Genomic DNA, 20,710 nt, shown 5'->3' with positions numbered 1-20,710 from the left:
ATCATACGCAAGGTATATATACTCATCATGCAAGCTATATGGACACAACAACTCAAGGCCTAACACCTGACATCCCAAGTATTAATACCTGAATTACCAAGTATTAATACCTGTCATCTCAAACATTAATACCTGACGTAACAAGCAAATCATACACAGACGCTTAGATAAAGGTGACGGATATTTTACCCTAAAGAGCAATCCGGTTTATCAGAAATTCATTATCTTTGCAGCAAGCATTATGAACAATACCTTATTATATATCTAATGAACAAGTCATTTATGGGAGATCCTTCCTGCTTCAAACAGTATTTCCCCCGACTGTCAGCCGACATTTACTGTTGCAGGTTCTGGTGGCTAAAAAAATGGGAATACAACATATTATCGTTTCCATTCTGGAGAATCTATTATAATTTTAATAAAGGAGGAGTGATAGAATACGAAGGAAAGGAGTTGCCGATGGAACCTGACAAGATTTACCTGATTGCTCCCAATACCGACTATAAATCAAAAATAGCAGGACATCGCATCCCTCACAACAGCCACTGTTTGGAAGGTGGAGACATAGGCGCCATAAACCCTGCCGAACGGAGCACTTTTCTTTCTGAAAAAGAAACGATAAGACACTTGTTTATCCACTTCATTTTACTTCCCATGAATAACAAGATTTTGCCGGGGATTCATTTTTGTCCTTTGAAGGAGAATCTGAAAGACAAAATCAATGAATTGTGCACTTACCTGACAGAGAATTATGAATCCGGAACATTCAGCATCCATATATACTGGTTGATACAGTCTCTGATCTGTGAGATATTTCAATATAGCAACGAAGAAATATGGAAACCCACTACCTGCGACCTACGGGTGAATAAAATCATAGATTACATCGAGAATAACTATGAACAGGATTTGTCTAACAAGTTTCTGGCAGACATGGTGTGTATGTCGCCTAACTCATTTTCCCGCTTATTCAAAAACAATATGGGAGTTCAGCTTCAGAAATACATCAAAAAGAAACGGATAGATTACGCCTGTTTCATGTTGCTCACTACCGATATGACCATTGATGAAATCACATACAAGACTGAATTTCAGAACCGCTTCCATTTTACCCGTTTATTCCACGAAATCACGGGAACCACACCTGCCAAGTACAAAATGAAATATCGCAGGATATCAACTGCAGGAATCATAAGAGAAACCCATTACAAAGACACAATATATGAAAATAGTTAAGACTATCCGCATCTTTACTCTCATTACCGGACTATTAGCCGGAGTGTTCTTTTCATCCTCTGTTTCCGCCCAAGATATTTCGGGAACCTGGCACGGAAAACTTTCCATTCCCACCGGTTCGCTGACTATTGTATTCCACATCAGTCAAACGGAACAAGGCGCTTATGTGACCACACTGGACAGTCCCGACCAGAGAGCCAACGGTATCAAGACACAGGCTACCTCTTTCAATGATTCTACTTTAATTATCCAGATACCTGTGATTCATGCTTCATACAAAGGAAAGCTGAACAGTGATAACACAATCAACGGAACATTTACGCAAGGAATGCCTTTCCCGTTGAATTTGAAAAAGGGAGAAACCAGCCGTCCCAAGCGTCCGCAGGAGTCTCAACCGCCTTTCCCTTACAGAAGCGAAGAAGTCACAGTGAAGAATGAACGGGACGGAATTTATCTTTCCGGAACATTGACTCTTCCCGAAAAAGGAACTAAATTTCCAGCAGTGGTAATGGTGACGGGAAGCGGTGCGCAGAACCGGGATGAGGAAATCATGGGACACAAACCTTTCTTTGTCATCGCCGATTATCTGACCCGGAACGGAATTGCTGTGCTTAGATGTGATGACAGGGGTACTGCCGCCTCACAAGGTACTCACGCAACAGCTACCAATGAAGATTTTGCCACAGATACGGAAGCAATGGTGAATTATCTGCGCAGCAGAAAAGAAATAAATGCAAAGAAAATCGGAATTATCGGACATAGTGCAGGCGGAATCATTGCATTCATCGTTGCCAAAAAGGACCCATCCATTGCATTTGTCGTTTCATTGGCAGGAGCCGGCGTGAGAGGCGACAGTCTGATGCTGAAGCAGGTAGAGTTAATCTCTAAATCCCAGGGAATGCCGGATGCCGTCTGGCAAGGGATGAAGCCTTCGATACGGAACAGATATGCCATACTGCAACAAACAGACAAAACTCCCGAAGAGTTGCAGAAAGAACTGTATGCAGACGTTACAAAAACAATGTCTCCCGAACAATTGAAAGACCTGAATACCATCCAGCAACTATCCGCACAAATCAGTTCGATGACTTCTCCGTGGTATCTTCATTTTATGAGATATGACCCGGCCCAGGATTTGAAGAAACCAAAATGTCCGGTTCTGGCTCTGAACGGAGAAAAGGATATTCAAGTGGATGCCGCCATGAATCTTGCTGCCATTCAGGAAAGAATCACCGGAAATGGAAACAAAAATGTAACAGTCAAAGCCTATCCGAACTTAAATCATCTGTTTCAGACTTGCGAAAAAGGAACATTGGCTGAATACGGGCAGTTGGAAGAAACAATCAATCCGGAAGTCTTGAAAGATATCATTGAATGGATAAGGAAACAATAAGTCTATTAATGATATTACTTAGCAAGTACACATTTCTCAATATCACATTCTTTTCTTGCTAATTCTTGCAAATTCTTCAAATATTTGCAAGAATTGGAAAGAAAGTAAATGGCTACAATTTACATATACTACATAAATCTCCCATCATCAGCTTACACCAACATTGTCTAATTTGATTTAAATCAAAATCTATCTCATCGAACTCACCCTGAAAGATTTTGTTTTACCTTTGCAGCCGAAATAAATAAGCGGCAAATAATAGTAAGGTAAAAAGGTAACAGGTATTAAGGTTAAGTTTTGTATGAAAAAGAGTCTTATTGCATTGGCGTTCGGCACACTAGGATTAGGTATTGCCGAATTTGTAATGATGGGAATTTTGCCCGATGTGGCAAAAGATTTAGGTATTAGTATTCCTACCGCAGGGCATTTCATTTCTGCTTATGCATTAGGCGTCTGTGTCGGTGCACCTGTATTAACATTGGCTCGCAAATATCCGCTAAAACATATTCTGTTAGTATTAGTTACCGTAATTATGATAGGTAATATCTGTGCGGCTATGGCTCCCAATTACTGGGTGTTGCTCGCTGCCCGTTTTATCTCCGGCTTGCCTCATGGCGCATACTTCGGAGTAGGCTCTATTGTTGCAGAGAAACTAGCCGACAAGGGTAAAGGTTCGGAAGCCGTCTCCATCATGATTGCAGGAATGACCATTGCCAACCTGTTTGGTGTACCTTTGGGCACTTCCCTAAGTACCATGCTTTCCTGGCGTGCCACTTTCCTGCTGGTCGGTATCTGGGGAATTGTTATCCTATATTACATCTGGCGATGGGTTCCGCATGTAGAAGGCTTAAAAGATACCGGCTTTAAAGGACAATTCCGCTTTCTTAGAACTCCGGCTCCGTGGCTGATTCTCGGTGCTACGGCACTAGGTAATGGCGGTGTATTCTGCTGGTATAGCTACATCAATCCGATGCTTACCAATGTGTCCGGCTTCTCCGCAGAAAGCATTACGCCTTTAATGATCCTTGCCGGCTTCGGTATGGTAGTGGGAAACCTGATTAGCGGACGTCTCTCCGACCGCTACACCCCCGGAAAAATAGGGACTGCCGCTCAAGCACTTATCTGTATTATGTTATTGCTCATTTTCTTCCTTTCTCCCTATAAATGGGCAGCAGCCCTGTTGATGTGCCTTTGTACGGCAGGACTGTTCGCTGTATCCAGTCCGGAGCAGATATTAATTATCCGCGTATCAAAAGGAGGAGAAATGCTGGGAGCAGCCTGCGTGCAGGTTGCATTCAATCTCGGAAATGCCATCGGTGCTTATGCAGGCGGACTGGCTGTTAGTGGTGGATACCGTTATCCGTCCCTGGCGGGTGTACCATTCGCCCTAATTGGATTTACTTTATTCCTGATTTTCTATAAGAAATATCAGGCAAAATATTAAAACTCTGCCAAAATGCCTATCTTTGCAGTCAGATTATCGATAACTAAATAAAAACGAAATAGATAAATGGCATTGCAATGTGGTATTGTAGGACTACCGAACGTGGGTAAGTCGACACTTTTCAACTGTTTGTCGAATGCGAAAGCACAGGCGGCAAATTTCCCTTTTTGTACAATTGAACCCAATGTAGGTGTAATCACTGTTCCTGACGAACGTCTGAACGCACTCGCTGAATTGGTGCACCCCCAACGAATTGTTCCTACAACTGTAGAAATCGTAGATATCGCCGGACTGGTGAAAGGCGCAAGCAAAGGTGAAGGACTGGGAAACAAGTTCCTTGCCAATATCCGTGAAACAGACGCAATTATCCACGTACTCCGTTGCTTCGATGACGACAATGTGACACACGTAGACGGAAGCGTAAATCCTGTCCGCGACAAAGAAATCATTGACTACGAACTTCAATTGAAAGACCTGGAAACCATCGAAAGCCGTATCCAGAAAGTACAGAAACAAGCACAGACGGGCGGAGACAAAGCTGCAAAGTTAGCTTACGATGTACTCGTTCAATATAAAGACGCACTGGAACAAGGAAAATCTGCACGTACAGTGACTTTTGAAACAAAAGACGAACAAAAGATTGCTCACGAACTGTTCTTATTGACCAGCAAACCGGTAATGTATGTTTGCAATGTTGATGAAGCAAGCGCAGTAAACGGAAATAAATACGTAGATATGGTACGCGAAGCCGTAAAAGACGAGAATGCTCAAATCCTGATTGTTGCAGCCAAAACAGAAGCGGACATCGCCGAACTGGAAACGTATGAAGACCGTCAGATGTTCCTTGCCGAAGTAGGCTTGGAAGAGTCGGGCGTAGCACGTCTTATCAAATCTGCTTACAAACTCCTGAATCTTGAAACATATTTCACTGCGGGTGTACAAGAAGTACGTGCCTGGACATACGAAAAAGGATGGAAAGCTCCTCAATGTGCCGGAGTGATCCACACCGATTTTGAAAAAGGCTTTATCCGTGCCGAAGTTATCAAATACGATGATTATATCAAATACGGCTCGGAAGCAGCTGTGAAAGAAGCCGGAAAACTGGGTGTAGAAGGAAAAGAATATGTGGTGCAGGATGGCGACATCATGCATTTCCGTTTCAACGTGTGATTATCGGTTACCACCGACGACTTATTAATTACTAATTCGCTAACAATATGAAATATCTCATTGCAGGAACGGGAGGTGTAGGCGGCAGTATCGCAGGATTCTTGTCGCTGGCAGGCAAAGATGTAACTTGTATTGCCCGTGGAGCTCACTTGCAGTCGATTCAAACGAACGGTTTGAAACTGAAATCGGATTTGAAGGGCGAACATACGCTCCGGATTCCGGCTACTACCGCTGAAGAATTCAATGGAAAAGCAGATGTGATATTTGTATGCGTAAAAGGTTATTCGGTCGATTCTATCGTAGAACTGATTAAAAGGGCTGCACACAAAGACACGGTTGTCATCCCTATTCTAAATGTGTACGGCACAGGACCACGCATACAAAAGTTGGTACCGGAAGTCACTGTCCTCGACGGCTGCATCTATATCGTAGGTTTCGTATCCGGCACAGGAGAAATCACCCAAATGGGAAAGATATTCCGGTTGGTATACGGCGCTCATCACGGCACAGTTGTAAAACCGGGATTGCTGGAAGCCATCCAACAAGACTTGCAGGAAGCAGGCATAAAGGTAGACCTGTCACCGGACATCAACCGGGATACGTTTATCAAATGGTCGTTTATCTCTGCAATGGCTGTGACAGGTGCTTACTACGACGTTCCGATGGGAGAAGTACAGAAACCGGGAAAGATACGGGATACATTTATCGGACTTTCTACGGAAAGCGCTGCCTTAGGAAAGAAACTGGGCGTCGAATTTCCCGAAGACCCAGTCAGCTACAACCTAAAAGTGATTGACAAGCTCGATCCCGAAAGTACCGCTTCTATGCAAAAAGACCTGGCACGCGGACACGACTCGGAAATACAAGGATTGCTCTTCGACATGATTGCAGCAGCCGAAGAACAGGGAATAGATATACCGACCTACCGGATGGTTGCGGAGAAATTCAAAGAATCTAATCATTAACATTAATCCAATATAGAATGAATACCATGCTATTATCCATCAACTGGAACCCGAATCCCGAACTATTCAACCTGTTCGGCATTTCTATCCGTTATTACGGATTACTGTGGGCAGTAGGAATATTCTTTGCTTATGTGGTTGTTCACTACCAGTACCGGGATAAAAAGATAGAGGAAAAGAAGTTTGACCCGCTTTTCTTTTACTGTTTCTTTGGTATTCTAATCGGTGCCCGCCTAGGACACTGCCTGTTCTATGACCCGGGATACTACCTGTCTCATTTTTGGGAAATGATTCTTCCTATCAAGTTCATGCCGGACGGAAACTGGAAATTTACCGGATATGAAGGACTTGCCAGCCACGGCGGTACATTAGGACTGATAATCGCCCTTTGGCTGTATTGCCGCAAGACGAAGCTCCATTATATGGACGTGCTGGATATGATTGCCGTAGCTACTCCAATCACCGCCTGCTTCATCCGCCTTGCCAACCTGATGAACTCCGAAATCATCGGCAAACCGTCTGATGTGCCCTGGGCATTCGTTTTCGAACGTGTAGATATGCTCCCCCGTCATCCGGGACAGCTCTACGAAGCCATCGCTTATCTTATCCTGTTCTTCATCATGCTTTACCTGTATAAGAATTACAGCAAGAAACTGCATCGCGGCTTCTTCTTCGGGCTCTGCCTGACTTACATCTTCACCTTCCGCTTTTTCATCGAATTCCTAAAAGAAAATCAGGAAGATTTTGAAAACAGCATGATGTTCAATATGGGACAATGGTTAAGCGTTCCGTTTATCATAATAGGTGTCTATTTCATGTTCTTCTATGACAAGAAGAAAAATAAAATAGCCTAAATCAAAAAAAGAGGGATTAGCGGTTCAAACATCACTAATCCCTCTTTCTTATCAATAAAACAAATGCCATTTCCCTAATGTCAGGACAACAATCGAAAACATATCCTAAGACATTATATACATTTTCAGCTTATTTCCCCCTGACTATCTTCTTAATATCATTCAGTTTATTCAGCGCTTCAATAGGAGTAAGATTATTCACATCAAGATTCAATATCTCATCGCGAATCTGACAGAGAATCGGATCGTCCAACTGGAAGAAGCTTAACTGCATACCTCCACGATTCTCGCTCACTTCTGCCAACGGTTTACCTGCTATGCCCTGTTGGCGATTATCAGATTCAAGCTGTTTCAATATCTCATTTGCACGTTTCACAATGCTTTTCGGCATACCGGCCATCTTTGCCACATGAATACCGAAAGAGTGTTCACTACCGCCACGTTCCAGTTTACGAAGGAAGATTACTTTATTATCAACTTCTTTCACCGATACATTATAATTCTTGATGCGCTTGAAAGATTTCTCCATCTCATTCAATTCATGATAATGCGTAGCAAATAATGTACGTGCTTTTGCTTTCGGATGTTCATGGATATACTCTACAATTGCCCAGGCAATGGAAATACCATCATAAGTAGAAGTACCACGACCCAATTCGTCAAACAATACCAGACTCCGGGAAGAAACATTATTCAGGATATCAGCCGCTTCATTCATCTCTACCATAAATGTAGATTCACCGACTGATATATTATCGCTCGCTCCTACACGGGTAAATATCTTATCAACTAAACCGATATGCGCACTTTCCGCAGGAACAAACGAGCCGATTTGAGCCAATAGCGTAATCAACGCCGTCTGACGCAAGAGTGCCGACTTACCGGCCATGTTCGGACCTGTAATAATAATAATCTGCTGTGTATCGCTGTCCAGCATTACATCATTGGCAATATACTTCTCACCTATCGGAAGTTGTTTTTCTATTACCGGGTGACGTCCCTGACGAATATCCAATACGTCATTATCCTCAATAATCGGACGGATATAACGATTCTCACGAGCCACATTGGCAAATGACAACAGACAGTCCAGACGTGCAATCTGATTCGCATTAATCTGTATCTGTGGAATAAACTCCATCAATGCCTGTACTAAGTCCGTATATAGCTGCGTTTCCAGAATCAGAATCTTATCTTCCGCTCCCAAAATCTTTTCTTCATATTCCTTTAGTTCCTGCGTGATATAACGTTCCGCATTAACCAGCGTCTGTTTACGAATCCACTCTTTAGGAACTTTATCTTTATGGACATTACGGACTTCGATATAGTAACCGAATACGTTATTATAAGCCACTTTCAAACTCGGAATACCCGTCTCCTCGCTCTCTCGTTGCTGTATTTTTAGCAGATAATCTTTTCCTGAATAAGAAATTTGCCGCAATTCATCCAAGTCTGCGTTCACACCATCTTGAATCACTCCACCTTTATTTATCAGTAAAGGAGGATCATTTTTTATCTCTTTGGCAATCCGGTCACGAATAGAAATACAAAGATTCAACTGTTCGCCAATACGATTCAAACTCGCATTATCGGCTTCCATACATGCTTGTTTTATCGGTTCAATAGCTTGTAAAGCTACCTTCAACTGAACGACTTCACGGGGCGACACACGCCCTACAGCCACTTTGGAAATAATACGTTCCAGGTCACCTATCAGATGCAACTGTTCTTCAATCAGCTCCTTAAAATCAGGTTGGCGGAAGAAATATTCCACTACGTTCAAGCGTTCATTAATCGGCTTCTCATCCTTCAACGGAAAAACCATCCAACGTTTCAACAGACGCGCTCCCATCGGGCTGATCGTTCTGTCGATCACATTGAGCAGGCTACTTCCGCCATCATTCATATTACCAATCAGCTCAAGGCTACGCACCGTAAACTTATCCAGACGGACGTATTTATCTTCTTCAATACGCGCCAATGAAGTGATGTGACCAATTTGCGTATGCTGCGTCATTGTCAAATACTGCAAAATAGCACCGGAAGCAATGATGCCATTCTTCAAATGCTCCACTCCGAAACCTTTCAGATTCTTCGTTTCAAAGTGTTTCAGCAGTTTCTCACGGGCAGTCGTTTCTGTAAATACCCAGTCGTCCAGCTCGAACGTGAAGAACTTATTACCGAAATTACCTTCAAACATCAGGCGTTTGCCACGTTCAAAAAGAATCTCTTTAGGGGCAAAGTTATTCAACAACTTGTCTATATAATCAAAAGGTCCTTCTGCAGTAAGGAATTCACCGGTAGAAATATCGAGAAAGGCAACTCCACAGGAAGCCTTTCCGAAATGAACGGCAGCCAGAAAGTTATTCTCTTTATAGTTCAGTACATTATCATTGATAGAAACACCGGGAGTAACCAATTCGGTAATGCCACGCTTCACCAACTTCTTCGTCATTTTCGGGTCTTCCAGCTGGTCACAGATAGCGACACGTTTTCCGGCGCGAACCAGTTTCGGAAGATATGTATCAAGGGCATGATGAGGAAAACCTGCCATCTCGATAGTTTTTCCTTTCCCATTGGCACGTTTTGTCAGTGTGATTCCTAAAATTTCGGCTGCAACGATGGCATCCGTAGAATATGTTTCATAAAAGTCACCGCAACGAAACAGCATCACTGCATCCGGATGTTTTGCCTTCAAATCCAGAAACTGTTTCATCATCGGGGTGAGGACGATCTCTTCTTCGTTCACGGGTGTCTCCTTTTCTTTTTTGTTGAGTATATAATGAATTATCCTTGCAAAGATAGCGGTTTTTCGGCAGAGAATCAACGGTATGCTCCGATTCAATTTTCAAAATTAATGTTACATACCTTGAAAAAAGGAGAGTTTATTTCTTAATAAGTAGGAGAAAATTATTAAAACATGTTATAAAACATGCTATTTTTCTTGGATAATTTGCTAATTTCCCAAGAGTCCGTATCTTTGCAATGTGTTTTTCATAGTATTAGATTTAAGGTTAACAAAGGTTGGAGCAAGGCGTTGCTCCTTTTTTATGCCTATACGCTTCGTCCCTATTTGATATAAACCAGCAGAACTCTCTCTTTTCAATCATCAGATTATTTTGGCGCAATCTGAAATCCTAGAGATTCGGTTCAGAGCAGCCCCACCTTTAAAAATAGATTCATTCCTGTTTCAGAAAGGAATGAAACAAATTCTTTTATAAATGCCATATTTTAGTTTTAATGTAAATATTATTACAGTAATAGATGCAATAGAAACAAATGGTGTTACCAAAAAAATGTCAATAAAACTCCTATGTATTTCTTATAGATAACACTGTTTTGTAAAACACTGTTATCCAGTCGGTTACTATTCGGGGGTTTCCTTTAAAACCAACGACCCGTTTCTCACCGAGAAACAACCTGTTGTACTAAATCCCGCATACGTAATAGCTAAAGTTTGCTATCTGTATGCGGGATTCCTTTTTTTTTGCTGATTTTAGTGGTGATATTTCCAATGTTCAACCAATAAACATTCTCCACTATGGCAAATTTTATTCAGCGTGCCAGTGACTCCATCTCGGGGTTTGGTCAAAGTTACGAAAAATTTTCCAAACAACTTCTTATTGAGCAGTATTCTCCTGGTAGTATAAAAAGTTATGGCCATAAGTTGGCTGCTATCAGCTTTCACTTCAAAAAACTTCCTGAACACTTAAGCGAAGATGATTGCCGCGATTATTTCAGCATGTTGCTCTCTCGCACTCCTTCACCGGGTTTGAGCTATTTCAAGCACACGGTTTACAGTCTCCGCTGTTATCGCAAGACGATGCATCTTAGCGAACTTAATTTTTCTCTCCCCCGTATCCGTAGCACGAAGAAACTTCCGGTTGTTCTTTCCCAGTCCGAAGTGATCAGCCTTTTGCGGCACTGCGGGAATATCCGCAGCCAATCCCTGCTGTCTCTGATTTATTCTTGCGGGCTGCGTTTACGTGAACTGGTCAATATGCAAATTTGTGATATTGACAGCAAGCGCATGCAGGTTTTCATCCGCCAGGGCAAAGGTAGAAAAGACAGGTACGTCCCCCTTTCCGGCAACCTGTTGCTTCTTCTCAGGGAGTATTTCATCCAGTACAGACCCGCGGTATATCTTTTCAACAATTGTTTCGGCGGACAAATCGAAGATTCCGAGATCCGCTATCTTTTTAAACAAGCGGTTCATTCGTCCTGCATCCTTAAACCCTGCACGCTTCATACCCTTCGTCACAGTTACGCCACGCACCTGCTGGAGATGGGCGAAAATATACTTCGCATCCGTGACCTTCTGGGACATGCCGATATAAAGACAACCCTGGTTTATCTTCACCTTGTCAATCTTCCTGCCGGAGGTTACGCCTTCAGTCCACTGGACCGTCTTGAGGGAGTGGGATATAACAATACGCAGCCATGAGGACGGAGTTTGAGGTCGGTCAGATTATTTCCCGCTTCAAATCATCCTTTATCAGCCAACATCATCCCTGCGGCAGGGTTCTCCAGGTCCTCTCACGCCTGGAACAGTGCCGTACCTCCGCTTTGGAAGGGCATGTGGATGCCTGTCCCCAGTGTGGAGTCGTACGTGTTAGTTACAACAGCTGCCGGGACCGGCATTGTCCCAAATGCCAGGGAGCCGAACGTGAGGTATGGATACAGGCACGCAAAGAGGATATGTTGCCCGTGAAATACTTCCATGTGGTATTTACCTTGCCGGCCGACTTGCATTCACTGGCACTGGGTAATATGAGACACACCTGTTCATGCCTGTTTGCCGCTGCCTGGAAGACACTCGCAGCCTTCGCTGCCAATAAAGGCGCCCAGGCGGGAATGGTAGCCATCCTGCATACATGGGGAAGTAACCTGCACTACCACCCCCACCTGCACTGTGTAGTGCCCGAAGGAGGGATAGATGACAAGGGGGAATGGAGGAAGATCTCAGGGGCAAATCAGGACAGTCCTTTTCTATTCCCGGTCAGGGCCATGGGCAGGGTGTTCAGAGCCAAGTTCATGCAAGAGTGGAGCAAACATGTGAAAGTACCCCAGGCAACAAGAAAGAAGCTGTTTGAAAAAGAATGGGTGGTATATAGCAAAGCACCGTTCAAAGGCGTGGAAAGGGTCATAGAATACTTAGGGCGTTACTCACACAGGGCAGCCATCAGTAATGCCAGGATTAAGGGAATTACAGATACAGCCGTCATGTTTGACTATAAGGATTACAGGGATGGGGGAAAACATAAGATGATGACACTCACGGGAGAAGAGTTCGTACACAGGTTCAGTAGGCATATATTGCCGGCAGGATTTGTACGTATCAGGCATTACGGATTCCTGGCAGCATGCAACAGAAGGAAGTTGACAAGCATACAGATAAGGATGAAAGTACCACCGGCACCACTTAAAAGGAAAAGAGCCAAGTGGAAAGAACTCTGCCAAGACAAATGGAGGGAGTATAACTTATGCAAGCATTGCGGAGGGGCGCAGATGATTACAATTGAAGTTTTCAGACCAGCCAGGTCGCCACCCGGAAGAGGAAGTTCCAAACCGCTGAACGGTACTTTTTGAAGAAGAAAATATATTCACAGGAAGAATGAAGTCCTGGGAGAGAGGCTCTGTGGATATACATAACGGAAAACACGGTAAAAACACCGGATAGAAAGAAAAAGGAGGAAAAAAGGGAGATTGGAATCAAGAAAGGCTGAAAAAACAAGTATAAAAGCAAGCACAGGACATTAGGAAACTGCTGAAAAAAAATACAGATACAGAAGTAACCCCCATAAAAAATAGAAAACGTACAACAAAGGCTCCATATGCCCTAAGGGGCACACGAAGCCCTATTTCGTTCGACACCGAGAAACGAAGTGTTTCTCACCGAGAAACGAATTAACTGATAAAGTCCTAAACTTATAATTAAGGAAATTGTTAGTCTCTTTTATTTTTGACACTTCTATCGTAGGAATGCATATGTTGAAATATATTTCAATGATAATCTTATCATGTCCAAAATATAATGATATGGAATAAATACCCGTTGGCGGAATTAAATCAGCGCATATTTAATTCTTCCAATGGGTCTTCCATTTAGTTTGTTAATATATTGTAGGATTGTCAATGCGCTAATTTTCCCGATAATGCGGGTGAACAATCCTTCTATATCCTTTGCATAGTTCCGAACAATCATAAATTGATCACAAAGCTGTGAAAAAAGTGTCTCAATTCTCTTTCTGAACTTCGCAAATGGAGCGAATGTGGGTTTCCAGTCCTTCTGATTTGACCGATATGGCACTTCAAGACTAATATTTACTGTTTCAAACAAATCCAATTGTATCTCTGTGCTGATATATCCCTTATCACCGATGAGAGTGCAATTGTTATATTCTGTCCTTATATCCTTCAAATAATGAATGTCGTGTACATTGGCCTTTGTCAGGTCAAATGAATGTACAACCCCGTTCAATCCGCAGAGAGCATGTAATTTATAACCATAGTAATATACACCTTGGGAGGCGCAATAGCCGATTGCAGGAGATTTTTCATAATTATTCTTCCCCATCTTGCATCGTCTTGCACGAGCTAAGCGACAAACCTCTATCGGTTTGGAATCTATGCAAAAGTATTCTTCGCATCCATCCAGACGTTGAACCATCCTCTCACGAATGACCTTACAGAGTGAAGACGTGTATTTCCGTCTGTCATTATATTGTCGACGGGAGACCAGATTCGGGATTTCCGTCCTATATTCCTGTAGCTTGGAAAACAGAAAAGATTCACTGTCAATACCGATCGCTTCTGATGTCAGGCTTAGGGCTATTATCTCCAAGTCCGAAAACCTGGGAACCACTCCACATCTTGGGATATTGCCGGACTCATTCACCAAATTATCGGCCAATTGCTTGCAGATGTCGAGAAATCTTACGAATATTGCATATAAGTTGTGCATGGAATTGATTGTAATTAATAGTTTGGTCACTACTAATTTACTAAATATCAGTGATATGTACAACTTTTTAATACTCATACGGTTATTTATTTAATTCCGCCAACGGGTGGAATAAATTTATAACCATACATGAAACGAGCCGTTTTGGGTATAGCAATTATGCCCCAAAATTGTCAAATTAAGCCACTTCTTTTTTGCCTTCTAAAACATATCAAACTCCCCAATATGCAGTATAATGCAAAAAGCCAGTCGTAACATACCATGAACCAATTTTCTATACTTTTATAAAAATATAATAAACATCGAATGATATTCACTCAAACAAAAGCACACATTTTAAATACAAATATTATCATTTTTCTTGTTTATATCAGCTAATAATAATACATTTGCATATATTCAAACCAATATAATACAATTATGAATAAAATTACCATTTTTTCATTAACATTACTTTTCGCTCTAATTTTACCTTTATTTGCAAATGCACAGGTAACAGTGAAAGGTATTGTAACTGACGAAAGTGGGGTACCATTAGTAGGCGTATCCGTCCGCTATAAGGAGCTCCCCCAAGTCGGTGTTACCACAGATATTGATGGTAAGTTTTCCATCAAAGAGATGAAAGAAGGCAAGACACTTGTTTTTTCTTACATTGGCATGAAAAATGTAGAGCACTTATTGAAAGGAGCAACACCTTTTATCAAAATTAAAATGGAATCTGCAACAAGTGAACTGGATCAAGTTGTCGTTACAGGTTATACCCAAACTACTTTTAAGAAAATGACTGGTTCTGTCGGAATTATCTCGGCCGACCAGTTAAAAGACCAAGCCCAACCAACGGTAGACGCCCTCATGCAAGGTAAAATAGCAGGAGTGGCCGTATCAGCCATATCCGGACAACCTGGTAGTACACAAAAAATACGAATCAGAGGTACCAATACAATCACCGGAGATGGTGAGCCACTATGGGTTATCGACGGAGTTCCCATGCAAAGTGGAAGTACCGATATGCCTACCAGTGCTGAAATAAAATCCGGTCAATTTGACGACTTGTTCATGAATGGTGTCGCTGGCATCAATCCCAGCGACATAGAAAGTATTACTATTTTGAAAGATGCTTCAGCCGCTGCTATTTATGGTTCGCGAGCAGCCGGTGGAGTAATTGTTGTCACCACCAAAAAAGGCAAATCAGGAAAAGCCCAAATAAACTATTCAGGCAATGTATCAGTCACTTTACCACCCCAACGGAACTACTCTTTGATGAATTCACAAGAGAAGCTTGCCTATGAACAGGGATTATGGGATGAATTCTCTGCTCCGGGATTTGAAGCCGGGACAAATGACTATCCGGTGGTAGGAGTAGTAGGCATCATTCGTGCTGGTAGGGGAAAGTTTGCCGGATGGAGCAAAGAACAACAAGATACGTATATCGAAGAATTAGGTAAAACGAATACCGATTGGTACGATGAACTGTTTCGCAACAGTGTTTCTACCACCCACAACTTGTCCATTAATGGTGGTGGAGACAAATACACCTATTATACTTCACTAGCATATACCCGCAACGCCGGTTTATTGAAAAATAATGATTACGACCGTTATAACCTGACAGCTAATCTATCAATGCACCCCAGCCAGAAAGTCAAGATTGACTTTGGGGCATCCATGTCTTATCAATATTCAAAGTCCCCGGCACTGAATAGTCTCGATCCTTTCCAATATGCTTATTTTGCCAATCCATACGAAAGTCCGTATAACGAAGACGGCAGTTACCGGGCAGATGAAACATATTATGCACTAGGAGAATATAACAATAAAAAGACTAGTTCCAAGATTATACCTGATTGTGGATTTAATGTACTTCGCGAAATGGACGAAACTTCTTCACGCACTAAGAATATAAAAACAATGGTTCGTGCAGGAATTGATTACAGCATTATCAACCATTTGCGCTTTGTGGGCCTGGCTTCATATACTTATTCCACCAACCGTCTAAAGGAAATATATGGTAAAAACACAAAAGCAGCTTTAGACAACCGTCTCTCTATCGATAACAATACTAATAAGGAATATGCTTCTATCTTGCAACGCAATGTAGATAATGAGAGCTATATGGTCCGCGGGCATTTTGCTTATGATGATTCTTTTGGAGACCACTCTGTCTCCCTTATAGCCGGTGCCGAATTCCGCGGAAGTAAATCAGACGGTTTGTACAGCAAACGATACGGTTACGACGAAATCACCGGAAATGCCATAACCCCACTTCCTGATGACCCGACAGGAGTAGGCTACGAGAAGCTGAAAGCCTATCTCGCTGCTATTGATGGCTCGAACGGAGAAACATGGAGCGAACAACGCTTTGTCTCTTTCTATGCTTCGGCAGACTATTATTACAAAAACAAATATGTATTGAATGCCTCCTTCCGTACCGATGGAAGTTCTAACTTTGGTAGTGACAAACAATTTAATCCTAACTGGGCAGCCGGTGCGGCATGGAATGTTAGTGAAGAAGATTTCATGGCTCCGCTGAAACCTGTACTGAACAGATTAACACTCCGTATAGCAACCGGATTTACAGGTAACATCAACCGCAGTGTCAGCCCGCAAATGATTATTAGTTACTACGATGATTACCGGAATATTTCCAACAATATTTATCATATAGGAAAAGTAGTCAGTCCGCCGAATCCCAATCTACGTTGGGAAAAAACGCAAGACGTGAAAGTGGCTCTTGACTTCGGAATGCTTAACGACCGCTTGACAGGTATAGTGGAAGGGTACTACCGGAAAAGTAAAGACATTGTAACAGGTGTGCAAGTACTAAGCAGCACAGGATTCACCCAACAAAAATACAATACTGCTAATATTGATAACAAAGGTATCGAAGCTACCCTGAATGGAACTCCTGTTAAAACAAAAGATTTCAATCTGTCTCTTTCTGCCAACATAGCTTATAACAAGAATAAAGTGACCAAATATAAAGCTTCCTACAGCAGCATGGGATATAATAACTTATGGGAAGGCTATCCTGTAGACGCCATCTATAGTGGGAGATACACCGGCATTGACCCCGAAACAGGATTATATACATACCAACTGCGTCCCGATGCTGAAATACACACAGCCACCGACTTGAATAAGCCCGATAATTACCGGTATTATCTAGGCACGAGTGAAGCTCCCGTAACCGGAGGATTTAATGTAACCGCCGAATATAAAGGTATTCGCCTTAGCGTAAACGGAACTTTTGCCACAGGAGCCAAAAATTTTGAATTCATCAAGTCGCCAACTTCAGCTAGCACCGTAAGCGGTAATGGGGTATTTTATTACACAGAACGCGAACAAGTCTTCCAAAATGATTTGTTCGCACACCATCTGAATGTTCCGAAAGTAGCAGCCGACCGTTGGACGCCCAATAATACAAATGGCACTTATCCGCGCGTATGGAATCCGTTCGGTGAGGTTTACGGATTTGGCTATTATAACCCTATGCACAAAGAAATCACGCATGGAGCTTTCCTTACCAACTTATCTTATGCCAGAATTAAGAGCATCATTTTAGGATATACGCTACCTAAGAAGTTAATAAGTAATTCGGCTCTCTCCAATGTAGATTTCTCTTTGTCACTGAACAACTTCTTCACATTCACCAGCTATTCAGGCATGGATCCTGAAACCCCCGGTGCTACTTATCCGATAAGCCGTTCTGTGATGTTTAGCGTAAATGTTGGATTTTAAATAACAATAAACGATGAAAAATAAACTATTCATATCTATCTATTGTGGTCTGATGATATTGTTGGCTTCCTGCAACAATTACTTAGACGTAAAGCCCAAAGGAAAGATAATTCCTGAAACAGCTGAAGATTTTTCGACCATTATCCATTATTGGTTGGATCAGATAGAAAAAGGAAGAGATGACGTTATCATTCCCAATCCAGAAGTAATGACAACTTTAGAGATGTTTGCCGATGACTTGAATGCAACGCTTGCCAGCAATTTCGGCTATACGAGCATTTATGTGGGAAGTGCCATTAACAAAAATCAGGCCACTTACAAAACACTCTACTCTGTTATCAAAGACTGTAATATGGTTATCGGCAACATGGATGATACGGAATCCGATTTAGCTAGAACCCTATTGGGAACAGCCTGGAGCATTCGTTCTATTTGCTATTATAACCTTATGCAGCGCTACTGTGAGCCATACCAGCCGGAGACGGCAAAAGAGACTCTCGGACTTCCACTTGTCGACGATTTTGATATGGAAGCAAAGCCTGCACGCGCCAATCTGAAAGAAACTGCTGAATTTATAGAAGAAGGATTCCGGAAAGCCCTCTCATATAATGTGTCTAATGAAGACTTTATCTTTACTTCATCCGTGACAAAAGCCTACTTCGCACGTTTCTTCTTTTGGACACAGAACTGGAGTAGTGCCATTACCTATGCCAAAGAAGTATTAGAAAAATACCCGATGCTGGAAGCTGACGAATATGTAGAAGCCATTAACCAGAAACAAGCAAAAGCACACAATGTCATTATCCGTTCATTCACCATGGATGATGATATAGGAACCATGAGTTACGCAACTGCACAAGCCGATATAAAATCAAGACCTGTCGACAGAAATTTGGTTGATTTATTTGCGGCCACCGACAATGACGTACGTCGCAAATGCAACTATGATTCCAAACGGATTGTCAATAAAATCATCACCACCAAGTTTCGTAGTGAAGAACTTTGCCTGATTATAGCCGAAGCCCACGCACATCTGAATCAGGAAACAGACGCACTAGGTTATCTTAACCAGCTTCGTTCCAAACGAATCACTCAGGATTATATAGCCTACACGATTGACAATCTCCCAGAAGTTTTCCAACAAAATATAAAAACCGACGCCACTGGGATCCCTTTGACAAAATTGATGTCAGCCATCCTCTGTGAACGCCGTAAAGAATTGTTTGTTGAAGGCGACCGCTGGTTTGAATTAAAACGCAACGGACGTCCGGAATTTTGGGTCGCTGCCAAAGGAAAGAAATTTATCACAGAAAAGTATCTGTATACTTTTCCTATTCCCAAAGCAGACATCAGATTATTTCCTGATTTGCTCATTCAAAATCCAGGCTACATAGAATAATTTATCCATAAAAAACAGAAACAGTTATGAAAAAGATACTATATATCCTATGTTTCATTCTCACAGGTTCTTCCGCTTTCTTGGTTTCATGTGATAAACCGGAAGAACTGACCCCAAAAGTAGATAATACATCAGAAGATTATTTACTTCCCACCGGAAATATCCTGAATGCACAAGACCGTGAAGAAGTACAAGCATTATGGGATGAATACAACAATGCCATTAACCAATAAAAAGGGATTAAAATGAAAACAAAAATCAAAATAACAGGCTCCTTCCTGCTAATGATTATACTAATCATAGTGTCGGCAGCTTGCAGTGATGACGACTCGTCGGGTGCAAAGTTATCTTTTAGTCGCTCCATATACATATTACCTTCTAACGGTAGCCTGGAAGTGGAATTGAGAGCTTCTGTAGCACCTGAAACAGACTTAAGCATTCCTGTCATCATTGAAGGTACTGCCATATTGGATGAAGACTATGAAATTTCTGCTAACGGGTTCATGATAAAAGCCGGAGAAACAAGTGCCACTTTAACCATTACTCCCAAAAACAACCTGACTGCCAACCGTGAAATCCGCCTTTCCATCAACCCGGTTTCCGGATATACGCTTGGTGACAAGAAAATAGCGATTATCCCCGTTGAAGTGAAAGAGCACATTATGTATACTTTCAAGCCTGTTATCTATCGTCTGTTAAGTGAAATAGACATTAGAATCGAAGTGGAAGGAGAAAATAGCGGCAGCAGTTTCAGGGCAACAACAGACATCGTGTTGCCGATAGAAATAGACCCGTCCAGTACAGCCATATTGAACGAAGATTTTGAACTTGAAAACGGAATAACTTCCGTCACCATTCCAAAAGGTTCTTACTACACACGTTTTAAGATAAAAATAAAAGAAGGAGCAGAAGATTATACAGGAAAAAACGCTATCCTTAAACTAGGTACACCAGTTGACAACTCCGAACTCTACTATCCGGGCTCATTTGTATCCTATAATATAAAACTGGATCAGTTAAAGTTTACTGACATGCTGGGCAAATGGAAACCTGTAGAGATTAAAGATAAAGACAACTATGTATATATTGGTATGCCTGACGAAGACTGGGTAAATAGTCTGCCGGAAAACAATGGAGCTAATGACTACCTGGAATTTGTACATCAAGAAGATGGTACAGATAAAATAATCCCATACCTGACGGGAGATTTAAAGAACTTCTTTTGCAATCCTCAAGGACACACTGTTGTTTTCGACCATATAGAGAAAGGCATCTATAACTGGATAGCTGACGAAGAATATGACGCTCCTTATTTCATCACCTCGCAAGTGAATCGTTGTTTCTCAAAGAGAAAAACAGAGCTTGGAAATGCATTTATAGGATTGGATAAGATAGATGATAATAATATCATCATTTACTTTCACGATTTTATACCAACTGATTTCTTCAGCTCAACGTTTGAAGAGTACGGTCATTATTTCGATGCGAGTTTCTTTGGTATAACCTACACATTCACAAGGGTAGTAGAATAAACAAAACAGAAGAAA

At 41.9% G+C, this 20,710-nt stretch carries 14 protein-coding genes; 12 read left to right on the top strand and 2 right to left on the bottom strand.

The features are described 5' to 3' along the window. Positions 1-267 precede the first annotated feature (267 nt). From CJF29_RS00140 to lgt, 6 genes are all read left to right on the top strand, one after another. Positions 268-1,236 carry a helix-turn-helix domain-containing protein gene (locus CJF29_RS00140; RefSeq protein ID WP_099146783.1) on the top strand — a complete coding sequence of 323 codons (969 nt, stop codon included), beginning with the start codon at positions 268-270 and terminating at the stop codon, positions 1,234-1,236. Continuing rightward, a complete protein-coding gene (locus tag CJF29_RS00135) occupies positions 1,223-2,629 on the top strand; it encodes an alpha/beta hydrolase family protein (RefSeq protein WP_099146784.1) in 1,407 nt (468 codons plus the stop codon). The genes CJF29_RS00140 and CJF29_RS00135 overlap by 14 nt, the downstream gene beginning before the upstream one ends. A 301-nt stretch (positions 2,630-2,930) precedes the next feature. Continuing rightward, complete coding sequence (gene araJ, locus CJF29_RS00130; protein WP_099146785.1) at positions 2,931-4,073, top strand: MFS transporter AraJ; 1,143 nt, start codon at positions 2,931-2,933, stop codon at positions 4,071-4,073. A gap of 66 nt (positions 4,074-4,139) precedes the next feature. Then, positions 4,140-5,243 (top strand): redox-regulated ATPase YchF, encoded by a 1,104-nt coding sequence (ychF, locus tag CJF29_RS00125; protein ID WP_004298673.1) that lies wholly within the window; start codon positions 4,140-4,142, stop codon positions 5,241-5,243. 47 nt (positions 5,244-5,290) lie between these two features. Beyond that, positions 5,291-6,208, top strand: coding sequence for a ketopantoate reductase family protein (locus tag CJF29_RS00120; RefSeq protein WP_004302787.1), 918 nt, complete (start codon positions 5,291-5,293; stop codon positions 6,206-6,208). Between the two features lie 17 nt (positions 6,209-6,225). Next, positions 6,226-7,062, top strand: a complete 837-nt coding sequence (lgt, locus tag CJF29_RS00115; RefSeq protein WP_008023590.1) for a prolipoprotein diacylglyceryl transferase — start codon at positions 6,226-6,228, stop codon at positions 7,060-7,062. A gap of 130 nt (positions 7,063-7,192) precedes the next feature. Here the strand turns inward: lgt and mutS are convergent, their stop codons facing one another. Beyond that, positions 7,193-9,781, bottom strand: coding sequence for a DNA mismatch repair protein MutS (mutS, locus tag CJF29_RS00110; RefSeq protein ID WP_032846723.1), 2,589 nt, complete (start codon positions 9,779-9,781; stop codon positions 7,193-7,195). Positions 9,782-10,603: 822 nt separating this feature from the next. On the opposite strand from mutS, the gene CJF29_RS00105 reads away from it, so the two are divergent. After that, complete coding sequence (locus tag CJF29_RS00105) at positions 10,604-11,506, top strand: tyrosine-type recombinase/integrase (RefSeq protein WP_413544495.1); 903 nt, start codon at positions 10,604-10,606, stop codon at positions 11,504-11,506. Further along, the gene (locus CJF29_RS00100; RefSeq protein WP_413544514.1) at positions 11,503-12,651 is read left to right on the top strand and encodes an IS91 family transposase; all 1,149 of its coding nucleotides are present in this window, start codon (positions 11,503-11,505) and stop codon (positions 12,649-12,651) included. The genes CJF29_RS00105 and CJF29_RS00100 overlap by 4 nt, the downstream gene beginning before the upstream one ends. A gap of 475 nt (positions 12,652-13,126) precedes the next feature. Here the strand turns inward: CJF29_RS00100 and CJF29_RS00095 are convergent, their stop codons facing one another. Further along, positions 13,127-14,104, bottom strand: coding sequence for an IS982 family transposase (locus tag CJF29_RS00095; protein WP_070752807.1), 978 nt, complete (start codon positions 14,102-14,104; stop codon positions 13,127-13,129). A 342-nt stretch (positions 14,105-14,446) separates the two neighbouring features. On the opposite strand from CJF29_RS00095, the gene CJF29_RS00090 reads away from it, so the two are divergent. The 4 genes from CJF29_RS00090 to CJF29_RS00075 are packed head-to-tail and all read left to right on the top strand — an operon-like array spanning position 14,447 to position 20,695. Continuing rightward, positions 14,447-17,764 (top strand): SusC/RagA family TonB-linked outer membrane protein, encoded by a 3,318-nt coding sequence (locus CJF29_RS00090; protein WP_099146467.1) that lies wholly within the window; start codon positions 14,447-14,449, stop codon positions 17,762-17,764. A gap of 13 nt (positions 17,765-17,777) precedes the next feature. Continuing rightward, positions 17,778-19,163 (top strand): RagB/SusD family nutrient uptake outer membrane protein, encoded by a 1,386-nt coding sequence (locus CJF29_RS00085; RefSeq protein ID WP_008646868.1) that lies wholly within the window; start codon positions 17,778-17,780, stop codon positions 19,161-19,163. Positions 19,164-19,189: 26 nt separating this feature from the next. Continuing rightward, a complete protein-coding gene (locus tag CJF29_RS00080) occupies positions 19,190-19,396 on the top strand; it encodes a hypothetical protein (RefSeq protein WP_008646870.1) in 207 nt (68 codons plus the stop codon). 12 nt (positions 19,397-19,408) lie between these two features. Beyond that, entirely contained in the window at positions 19,409-20,695 is a 1,287-nt protein-coding gene (locus CJF29_RS00075) for a hypothetical protein (protein ID WP_008646873.1), read from the top strand. Positions 20,696-20,710: the final 15 nt, after the last annotated feature.

This window comes from Bacteroides celer (genome assembly GCF_002632415.2).
In the GTDB taxonomy this organism is placed as follows: domain Bacteria; phylum Bacteroidota; class Bacteroidia; order Bacteroidales; family Bacteroidaceae; genus Bacteroides.
Note: the sequence above shows the minus strand (reverse complement) of the source record. Positions and strands in the feature narration are given on the sequence as shown.